At 77.2% G+C, this 9,498-nt stretch carries 7 protein-coding genes, 1 tRNA gene and 1 pseudogene; 4 read left to right on the top strand and 5 right to left on the bottom strand.

The genetic code is table 11. The annotated features are described in order from the left end of the window. Together WDZ17_RS12960 and WDZ17_RS12965 are read right to left on the bottom strand one after the other, a co-directional pair. Nucleotides 1-1,360: pseudogene (locus WDZ17_RS12960) on the bottom strand (hypothetical protein); the annotation flags it as partial. Nucleotides 1,361-1,662: 302 nt separating this feature from the next. Beyond that, nucleotides 1,663-2,916 (bottom strand): baeRF2 domain-containing protein, encoded by a 1,254-nt coding sequence (locus tag WDZ17_RS12965; protein WP_339575585.1) that lies wholly within the window; start codon nucleotides 2,914-2,916, stop codon nucleotides 1,663-1,665. A gap of 277 nt (nucleotides 2,917-3,193) precedes the next feature. Between WDZ17_RS12965 and WDZ17_RS12970 the strand changes: the two genes are divergently transcribed. The 4 genes from WDZ17_RS12970 (at nucleotide 3,194) to WDZ17_RS12985 (ending at nucleotide 6,037) form a co-directional block, all read left to right on the top strand. Next, nucleotides 3,194-3,266: transfer RNA gene (locus tag WDZ17_RS12970), tRNA-Arg, on the top strand. 90 nt (nucleotides 3,267-3,356) lie between these two features. Then, on the top strand, nucleotides 3,357-4,349 hold the full coding sequence (locus WDZ17_RS12975) for an aldo/keto reductase (RefSeq protein WP_339575586.1): 993 nt from the start codon (nucleotides 3,357-3,359) through the stop codon (nucleotides 4,347-4,349). 82 nt (nucleotides 4,350-4,431) lie between these two features. Further along, entirely contained in the window at nucleotides 4,432-4,701 is a 270-nt protein-coding gene (locus WDZ17_RS12980; protein WP_339575587.1) for a DUF6343 family protein, read from the top strand. 85 nt (nucleotides 4,702-4,786) lie between these two features. Then, nucleotides 4,787-6,037, top strand: a complete 1,251-nt coding sequence (locus tag WDZ17_RS12985; RefSeq protein WP_339575588.1) for an MFS transporter — start codon at nucleotides 4,787-4,789, stop codon at nucleotides 6,035-6,037. 87 nt (nucleotides 6,038-6,124) lie between these two features. Here WDZ17_RS12985 and WDZ17_RS12990 read toward each other — a convergent pair whose 3' ends face one another. The 3 genes from WDZ17_RS12990 to WDZ17_RS13000 all read right to left on the bottom strand — a co-directional run bounded on the left by WDZ17_RS12990 (nucleotide 6,125) and on the right by WDZ17_RS13000 (nucleotide 9,439). Beyond that, on the bottom strand, nucleotides 6,125-7,165 hold the full coding sequence (locus WDZ17_RS12990; RefSeq protein WP_339575589.1) for a glutathione S-transferase family protein: 1,041 nt from the start codon (nucleotides 7,163-7,165) through the stop codon (nucleotides 6,125-6,127). Nucleotides 7,166-7,296: 131 nt separating this feature from the next. Continuing rightward, nucleotides 7,297-8,001 carry an SDR family NAD(P)-dependent oxidoreductase gene (locus tag WDZ17_RS12995; RefSeq protein ID WP_339575590.1) on the bottom strand — a complete coding sequence of 235 codons (705 nt, stop codon included), beginning with the start codon at nucleotides 7,999-8,001 and terminating at the stop codon, nucleotides 7,297-7,299. A 64-nt stretch (nucleotides 8,002-8,065) separates the two neighbouring features. Continuing rightward, nucleotides 8,066-9,439: a cryptochrome/photolyase family protein gene (locus WDZ17_RS13000; RefSeq protein ID WP_339575591.1), complete on the bottom strand. Its 1,374-nt coding sequence runs from the start codon at nucleotides 9,437-9,439 to the stop codon at nucleotides 8,066-8,068. Nucleotides 9,440-9,498 lie beyond the last annotated feature (59 nt).

Genomic DNA, 9,498 nt, shown 5'->3' on the forward strand with positions numbered 1-9,498 from the left:
CGCGGGCCACCAGGTCCTGGGAGGACGGCCCCGAGCCGTCCAGCCCAGCCCCGTCCGGCCCGGACGCACCCGTCCCCATCCCGTCCGACGACGGTCCGTCCGGCGGCGCGGCGCGGCGCGGCGCGGTGCCACGCCGGTCGGCGGCGAGGAGGAGGTCGCCGAGCCCGGCGGCGTCGAGCCGGTCCGCGACGTCGAGGGCCTCGTCCAGGGCGGGGGCGACGACAAGGCAGCGCCGCCCGCTGCCGACGGCGCACGCGACGGCCTGCGCCACCAGCTGCGTGGCCCCGGTGCCCGGCTGGGCGAGCACGCGCAGCGACCGCCCGGCGACGAGGGCGTCCAGCACCCGCTCCTGCTCCTCGTCGAGGTCCAGGACGAGCCGGCGGCGCGCGTCGTCACCCCACGGGCGCACCGGGGCGGGCAGGCCGCCCCGACCTCCCGGCCCGACGCCCCGGCCGGCGCTCGCGGCGGCGAGCGCGGTGACGAGCGGCGGCAGGCCGCCGTCGGCCGCGCAGGCCAGGGTGGCGAGGTCGTCCACCAGGGGGCCGGCGAGGTTGGGGTAGACGCCCACGAGCGTCCGCTCGGAGAGCTCGAGCCCCGGCACGTGCGCCACCTGGGCCGCCAGCTCGCCCGTCGCCCGTCGGTGCGCGTCACCGCGCCCGTCGGCGAAGGGCGCCAGCACCGCCGCGACGTCGACCCGGTGGCCGCGGGCGGCCAGCAGCCGCACGAGCGCCGGGTTGACCCGGGCTCCGGGCTGCAGGTCCAGCTCCTCGTCGAGCGCGCCGGCGCCGCGCGGGCGCAGGACGAGCGGCTGCAGCAGCGCGGGGGCGTGCACCTCGACCGCGGGCAGCCCCGCCGTCACGTCGGCCAGCGCCGACCACCGGACGAGGCCGACGGCGAGCGCCCCGGGCTGCAGGCCGTGCGCGGCCCCGACCTCCTGCGCCGCCGCGCGCAGCGCCCGCACGCGCTCGCGCGCGGCCTCGTGGGCCCCCCGTTCGCGCACCAGGCTGGACAGCCGGGTCGCGCGGCCGGCCCAGAAGGCGGCGAGACCGGAGGGGTGGGCGCCGCCGAGGTCCAGCGGCGCCACGAGCACGCCGGGCGCGGTCCGGTCGTCCACCAGGACGCCCTGCCCGGCCGTCGTGGCCAGCTCGGACCGCCAGCCGTCGAGCACCGCGCGCAGGGGCGTCGTCGGCTCGGGGGGAGGCACCGCCGGCGCCGGCGTGCTCGTCGGGACCGCCCGCTCGGGCTCCGGCGCGGGTCGCACCGTCCCTGACGGCTCGGGGGCCGCGGCGGTGCGACCGAGCAGCCGCCCGAGGACGGACCGGCGCCGTGGGGGCCGCTCGGACCTGGACGCGTCGGGCACCCGCGCACGCTAGCCGCTCCGCCGCCGCACCTCGCGGGCCGCAGGCCCGGTCGGCCGGGACGACGACGCCCCGCGGCACCGGGGTGCGGCGGGGCGTCGTCGAGGTGGAGGCAGTGCGCACCGCGCAGGGGGGGCTAGCGGTGCGCACTGCGGGTCGGAGTCTGCTGACCAACCCGTTCAACCGTCAACTTCGTCGGGCGCCCGTCGGCGTGTCGTCCGACCTCGTCCGACTCGTCCTCCCCCGGCCGGACGCGCGGCGTCCCACCGGCGGTACCGGCGGGGCGCCCGGGTGCCCCGTCGGGTCAGGCGCCGACGTCGCGCAGGCGGTCGGCGTCGCCGGACATCGTCGGCGCGCTGCCGCCCGGCGTCCCCTCGTCCGACCACCGCAGGAGGGCGCCGACGCCGTCCGCCAGCTCCAGCTCGTCGGTCTCGTCCTGCCGGGCACCCGGGACGAGCACGAGGCCCGCGGCACCGCCCACCGCCGCGCGGAGGAGCGCAGCGTCGGCCCGGACCTCGACCGGGTCGGAGACGCCCATCTCGAGCAGGTCCTCGCGGCTGCTCGCCAGCTGCAGCGGGTCCGGCCCCACCCAGAGCGTCCACGTGGAGCTGGGGTCGTCGCGCAGGAGCACGTCCTGCACCTGGCCGCGCTGGAGCATCGTCACGACGGCGTCGATCCCGTCGGTGCCGTCGGCGTCCTGGCCGCGGGCCTGCTCGAAGCTGTCCGTCGTCTCCTTGAGGCGGCCCTCCTGCACCCGGGCGAGCAGCTCGCCCAGGGTCTGCGCGAAGTCGTCGGAGCGGATGCCGTCGGCGCGGCCGCCGCCCTGGACGACCTCGGCGATCGCCGAGGCGGCTCCGCCGAGGCGCTCGCGCACGAGGGAGACGGCCGTGTCGTCACCGGTGAGGACGACGACGTGCGGCTTGTACCGGCCGACGAGGTCGTCGACGTCCTTGGCCACGGCCGCGGCGTCGCGCTCCCAGGAGTCCTCGACCCGGCGCTCGTGGGTGTGCTCGCCCACGCCGCCGACGGGGACCTTGTGCAGCACGTCGTCGTCCGAGCCGGAGGTCCGGGTCTCCTCGACGTCCGAGCTCGCGCCCACGACGGCGTCGCCGCCCTCGGGACGTGCCGTCGTGACGCCCGCGCCGACGGCGACGGTCAGGTCCGCCCCCGCGCGGTCGGTGGCGACGAGCACGTACCGGGTGGCCCCCGCCGCGGCGCGCACGGCCGGGAGCACCTGCGGGAGCGAGCCCCACGTGCCCTCGTCCTGCGCCGGGGCCTTCGGGAGCACGAGGTCGAGGACGACCCCGCCCGTGCCCGCCACGACGGTGCGGCCCGAGCCGTCGCCGGTGTCGGCGCGCCCGCTCGGCGCGGTCGCCCGGTCGGCGAGCAGGTCGAGCACCTGCTCCGGCGCCCCCTGCTCCTCCAGGCTGCGGCGCACCTCGCGCCAACGGAGCTCGACCTCGTGCTCGCCGGAGGCGTCCGACCTCGAGATGTCGAGCGTCACGCTCGCGAGCGGGCCCTCGGCCTCGAACGCCGGTGCCAGCCACTGCAGGTCCATCGGTCCTCCTACGACAGGTGGTGCTACGACAAGGTGGTGCGACGACACGTGGTGCGCTCTCGACGCACGTGCGCCGCCGGCCGCGGTGACGTCGGCCGCGGTGACATCGGCCGTATGACATCGGCCACCGGGCCGGGCGACGCCGTCGGGGACCGCGTCGCGCCGCGCGCTGCGCACCCCACCCTGGCCGCTGGCGCGCCGCGATGCGAGCCGACCCGTCGACCCGGCGCGCAGCGTGGCGCCACCGCCGCCCCGGTAGGCTCGCCGCCGTCCTCGGGCCCCCGTAGCTCAGGGGATAGAGCGACGGTTTCCTAAACCGCAGGTCGGAGGTTCGAATCCTCTCGGGGGCACGCCCTCCCGCCGCTACCGCGCCGCCCCGGCCCGTCGTCCCGCCCGCGCCCGCCGTCCAGGTCGTTAGCGTCCGTGCCGTGGACACCGGCATGGAGACCAGGCGCCTCGGGCGCACCGGCCGCGACGTGGGCGCCGTCGGCCTCGGGACGTGGCAGCTCGGCGGCGACTGGGGTGACGTCTCCGAGGACGACGCCCTCGCGGTGCTGCGCGCGGCGCTCGACGAGGGCGTGACCCTCCTCGACACCGCCGACGTCTACGGCGACGGGCGCAGCGAGCGGCTCATCGGCCGCTTCCTCGCCGACCTCCCCGAGGACGACCGACCTCTCGTCGCGACGAAGGCCGGCCGCCGGGCCGACCCCTTCGAGGCGGCCCAGTACACGGCCGAGAACCTGCGCGCCTGGGTGGCGCGCAGCCTCGCCAACCTCCGCACCGAGCGGCTGGACCTGCTGCAGCTGCACTGCCCGCCGCCGCCCGTCTACGGCGACGATGCGGTCTACGACGCGCTCGACGCGCTCGTCGACGAGGGCCTGCTCGCCGCCTACGGCGTCTCGGTGGAGACCGTCGAGGAGGCGATGACGGCGCTCGCCCGGCCGCGCCTCGCGACGCTCCAGATCATCCTCAACGCCTTCCGCCGCAAGCCGCTCGACGCGGTCCTGCCCGCGGCCGCGGCGGCGGGCGTCGGCGTCCTCGCGCGCGTGCCGCTCGCCAGCGGGCTGCTCACCGGGACGTACGACGCGTCGACGACCTTCGCCGAGACCGACCACCGGCACTTCAACCGCGACGGGGCGGCCTTCGACGTCGGCGAGACGTTCTCGGGCGTCCCCTTCGAGCTCGGCCTGCGGGCGGCCGCCGAGGTGGGCGTGGTCGCCGCGGCCCGCGGCGTCCCGACGGCGCAGCTCGCGCTGCGCTGGGTCCTGGACCAGCCGGGCGTCACCGCGGCGATCCCCGGCGCCCGCACCCCGGAGCAGGTGCGCGGCAACGCGGCCGCGGCCCGGCTCGCGCCGCTGACCGAGGACGAGCTCGCCGCGGTCGAGCGGGTCTACGACGAGGAGCTGCGCGCGCTGGTGCACCCGCGCTGGTGAGCCGGCGGCGGGGTGCCGCCGCCGCTGCCGCGAGGTCGTCCCCCGCCGGGCGCGGCGCCCGTCAGCAGGAGAGCCTGGGGGCGTGAGCCAGCAGGACCCGCGCGACCGCACCGACCGGGACCCCGTGGAGCCGCGCTACGGGATCGGCGGGGCCGCGCCGGCGCGCAGCGCCCTGACGCTGCGCGCGGTGCTCGCGGGGCTGGGCCTGCTGCTGTGCGCGGGCGGAGCGGTCTGGGCCGCGGCCACGGGCGGGCCGGCCTGGCTCGTCGTCGTCCTCGTCGTGCTCGCGGTCGTGGCCGTCGTCGACCTCGTCGTCATCGGTCGCCGGAAGGCGCGCGGCGAGCCGGGCTGAAGAGCCGTGGCGCCCCCCCAGGGATGACGTCCGGCCGCCCCGGCCCTCGACCTGGTGTCCCCGGGCCACGACCTAGAGTCCGCGCGTGAGCCTGCGCAGCCATCTGCTCGACACCGCGCCGCTGCGCATCCCCGCCTACCGCCGTCTGCTCACCTCGAGCGCCGTCTCCGCGGTGGGCAGCCAGCTGACCGCCGTCGCGGTGCCGTTCGAGGTCTTCCGGATCACGGGGAGCTCGGGGTGGGTCGGCATCGCCTCGGCCGCGGGGCTCGTCCCCCTCGTGCTCTTCTCGCTGTGGGGCGGCAGCGTGGCCGACGTCGTCGACCGGCGGAAGCTCATGGCGGTCAGCGTCGGCGGCATCGCCGTGACGTCCGCCCTGCTCGCCGTCCACGCCGCCTCGGGGCACGAGTCGGTGGCCGTGCTGCTCGTGCTCGTCGTCGTCCAGCAGGCGTTCTTCGGCCTCTACGCCCCCGCCCGCGGCGCCGCCGTCCCCCGCCTCGTGCCCGCGGCGCAGCTGCCGGCGGCCATGGCCCTGTCCACCACCGTCTTCGGCGTCGGCGCGGTCGGCGGGCCCCTGCTCGCCGGGTCCCTCATCCCCCTCGTGGGGCTGCCGCTGCTCTACCTCGTCGACGCCGTCGGCCTCGCCGCGGCGACCCTGCTCGTCCTGCGGCTGCCCGCGATGCCGACGTCCGGGGTCCCGGGGCGGCGCGCCGGGGCCGGCAGCGTCCTCGAGGGGCTCCGCTACATCGGCACGCAGCAGGTGCTGCTCGTGTCCTTCCTCGCCGACGTCGTCGCGATGGTGCTGGGGATGCCGCGGGCCCTGTTCCCCGAGATGGCGAGCGACGTCTACGGCGGGCCGGCCGGCGGCGGGCTCGCGCTCGGCGTCCTGTACGCCGCCATCCCCGTCGGCTCGCTGCTCGGCGGCCTCTTCTCGGGCCGCCTCGTGAAGGTCCGCCGGCACGGCGCGCTCGTGCTCGTCAGCGTCGCCGTGTGGGGCGTCGCCGTCGGGCTCGTGGGGCTGACGGCGTCGCTGTGGGTCGCGGCGGTGCTGCTGGCGGTCGCGGGCGCCGCCGACCTCGCGAGCATGGTGTTCCGCGGCGCCATCCTGCAGACCGCCGCCACGGACGAGATGCGCGGACGGATGCAGGGCGTCTTCACCGTCGTGGTGGTCGGGGGCCCCCGGCTGGCGGACCTCCTGCACGGCGCCGGGGGTGAGCTGCTCGGCGCACGGACGGCGGTCGCGCTCGGCGGGCTCCTCGTCGTCGTCGCGACCGGCGTCCTCGCCCTGCGCGCCCGCGAGTTCCGCCGCTACGAGGCCCCGGCGGACGTCCCCGCCTGACCCCTCTCGGCGCACGCCGTCCCACCACCCCGCCGTCGGCGGCGACGACGGTGCCGCCGCCTCGCCGACGTCGGCGACGACGCCCGCTCAGCCCAGCGGCGTGTGCGCGGGGTCGACCTCCTCGCCGGCGGCGACGGGGCCGGGCGGCGTCCCGTCGCCGAAGGGGCTGCCACCGAGGGCCTCGCGGCCGTGCGGCGTCAGCCACCCGGACAGGTCCGGGCCCTTCGGCACGATCCCCGTCGGGTTGATGTCCTCGTGGACGACGTAGTAATGCGCCTTGATGTGCGCGAAGTCGGTGGTGTCGCCGAAGCCCGGCGTCTGGAAGAGGTCGCGCGCGTACGCCCAGAGCACCGGCATCTCGGTGAGCTTGGTCCGGTTGCACTTGAAGTGGCCGTGGTAGACGGCGTCGAAGCGCACGAGCGTCGTGTACAGCCGGACGTCGGCCTCGGTGATGGCGTCGCCCATGAGGAAGCGACGGTCCGCCAGTCGCTCCTCGAGCCAGTCGAGCGCGGTGAAGAGGCGGTCGTAGGCGGCCTCGTAGGCCTCCTGCGAGCCGGCGAAGCCGCAGCGGTACACGCCGTTGTTGACCTCGGTGTAGATGCGCCGCATGACCGGCTCCATCTCCTCGCGCAGCGCCTCCGGCCACAGGTCGGGCGCGCCGGCGCGGTGGTGCTCGCGCCACTGCGTCGAGAGGTCGAGCGTCATCTGCGGGAAGTCGTTCGTCACGACCTGCCCGCTGCTCACCTCGACGAGCGCCGGCACCGTGATGCCCTTGGGGTAGTCGGGGAAGCGGGCGAGGTAGGCCTGCTGGAGGCGCTCGTAGCCGAGGACCGGGTCGACGCCGCCCGGGTCGAGGTCGAAGGTCCAGCTCCGGCGGTCGTGCGTCGGTCCGGTGATGCCCTGGGAGATGACGCCCTCGAGCCCGAGCAGCCGCCGCACGATGATCGACCGGTGCGCCCACGGGCACGCGCGCGCGGCGACCAGGCGGTAGCGGCCCGGCTCGACCGGGTAGCCGTCGGCCCCGTCGGTCGTGATCCGCGTCTCGATGTAGGCGGTGTCGCGCTCGAAGCCCTGGCCGCCCGTCACGTAGGCGCCCTTGGTGCTCTGCTGGTCGGCGTCGGTGCTCATGGGTCCTCCCCCGGTGCGGCGGCCCCGGGGCCGCCGGTCGTCCTGCGTTCAACCATCATGGCGGACGACGGCGGGCGGTGCCGACCACGCAGGGCCGTCGGTGCCTCCCGGGGCCGAGGGCCCCGACGGGGTCAGCCGCCGTCGAAGGCCGACGACGACAGGTCGCGCTCGTCGTCCGCCACGGCGCGCAGGATCCGGTCGACCACGGCCTGCGGAGCCTTGCCCTGCGGCATCCGCGGCGCGCTGCCGGCGACCGCCCGGTCCGCGAGCCCGGTCTCGGTGTGCGGCGGGCGGACGTCGAGCACGCGCACCTTCTCCTTCCGGAGCTCCTTCGCGACGGCCGCGTCGAAGGCGGTGAGCGCCGCCTTGGCCGCCGAGTAGGCGGCCATGCCCGCGACGGGCTGCTCGGCGACGACGGCGCTGAGCATGACGGCGAGGGACCCACCCCGATCCGACGCCGACGCCCGCAGGTGCGGGGCGGCGGCGCGCAGCAGCCGCGCCGGGGCCAGGTAGTGCAGCAGCAGCATCTCGTCGAGCAGGTCGTCGTCGGCCTCGACCGCGGGGCCGAAGGCGACGGCCCCGGCGGCGTGGACGAGGACGTCGAGGCCGCCGAGCGCGTCCGTCGCCGCGCCGACGAGCTCCTCGGGGGCGCCCGGCTGCCGCAGGTCGGCGGGCAGGTGGGCGGCGGCCTCGACGTCGAGCGCCCGCAGCCTCTGCTCGTCCCGCCCGGAGACGACGACCCGGGCGCCGCGCTGCGCCATCCCACCGGCGAGCAGCGACCCCAGACCGCCGCTCGCACCGGTCACCAGCACCCGTGCCCCGTCGAGGTCCGTCATGGCCGCGACGCTAGGCGGGTCGAGGGCGCGGCGCCCGTCCGGGGGTGGTGGCGCCTGCGCGTCCTCAGCCGCGCACGGCCTCGTACCGCGCGAGGGCGACCTTGCGCTCGTCGGCGTGGTCCACGACCCGCGCCGGGTAGCCGTCGGGCAGACCGCCGGGCAGGTCCCACGGCTCGTGCACCCTTCCCCCCGCGACCTCGCGCAGCTCGGGCACCCACCGGCGCACGTAGTCGCCGTCCGGGTCGAACTTCTTGCCCTGCGTGACCGGGTTGAAGACGCGGAAGTACGGCGAGGCGTCCGTCCCCGTGCCGGCCACCCACTGCCAGCCGTGGTTGTTCGACGACAGGTCGCCGTCGACGAGGTGCCGCAGGAAGAAGCGCGCCCCGCCCTGCCACGGCTGGTGCAGGTCCTTGACGTAGAAGGACGCGACGAGCATCCGCATCCGGTTGTGCATCCAGCCCTGGGAGAGCAGCTGCCGCATCGCCGCGTCGACGACGGGGAAGCCGGTGCGCCCCTCCTCCCAGGCCTGCACCCGACGGCGGGCCTGCGCCCCGTCGTCGTGCTCCATCCCGGCGAGGTCGTCCTTGTAGAGGTCCCACGCGGAGTCCGGGCGGTGCCACAGCACGTCGGCGTAGAAGTCGCGGAAGCACAGCTCGCGGACGTAGGCGTCGGCGCCCTCGCCGCCGCGGGCCCGGGCGTCGTGCACGAGCGTCCGCGGGTGCACGAGTCCGAGGTGCAGGTACGGCGACATCCGGCTCGTGGAGTCCAGGTCGGGACGGTCGCGCTCGTCGGCGTAGCGCTCGAGCCGCTCGTCGCGGAAGGCCTTCCACGCGGCCCGCGCGCCCGCCTCGCCGGGCACGGGCAGCTCGCCGGCGTCCTCCGGCGCGACGTCGGGCGCGTCCGGGAGGTCGTCGGCGCCGTCCGCCCGGGCCCACGTCAGCGACCGCGGCGTCAGCGCCGGCTCGGGGACGCCGTGCGCCTGCCACGCGCGGGAGAACGGCGTGAAGACCTGGAACGGCGAGCCGTCGTCCTTCAGCACACGACCCGGTCCGACGGCGTACGGTGTGCCGTCCTCGACGAGGGGCACCTCGCCCAGCTCCTCGCGCACGGCCGCGTCGCGACGGCGTCCGTAGGGACCGGTGTCCCGCGCGACGTGCACGGACGCGGCACCCACCTCCCGCGCGAGCCTCGGCACGACGTCGACCGGGTCGCCGCGACGGACGACGAGCGCCCCGTCGGTCGCGTCGCGCAGGGCCTCCAGGCACCCGACGAGGAAGTGCCGTCGCGGCGCGCCGGCGGCGTCCCACACCCGGGGGTCGAGGACGAACAGCGGCAGCACGCCGTCGTCGCCCCCGCGCTCGCGGGCGGCGAGCAACGCGGGGTTGTCGCCCAGGCGCAGGTCACGGCGGAACCACAGGACGGCGGGGCCGGTGCTCACCCGGCGAGCGTGCAGGGTGCGACGGAGCCCCGGAACCGCGCCGCCTGGCGCGGTGGCGG

The organism is Pseudokineococcus basanitobsidens (assembly GCF_037482545.1).
In the GTDB taxonomy this organism is placed as follows: Bacteria; Actinomycetota; Actinomycetes; order Actinomycetales; family Quadrisphaeraceae; genus Pseudokineococcus; species Pseudokineococcus basanitobsidens.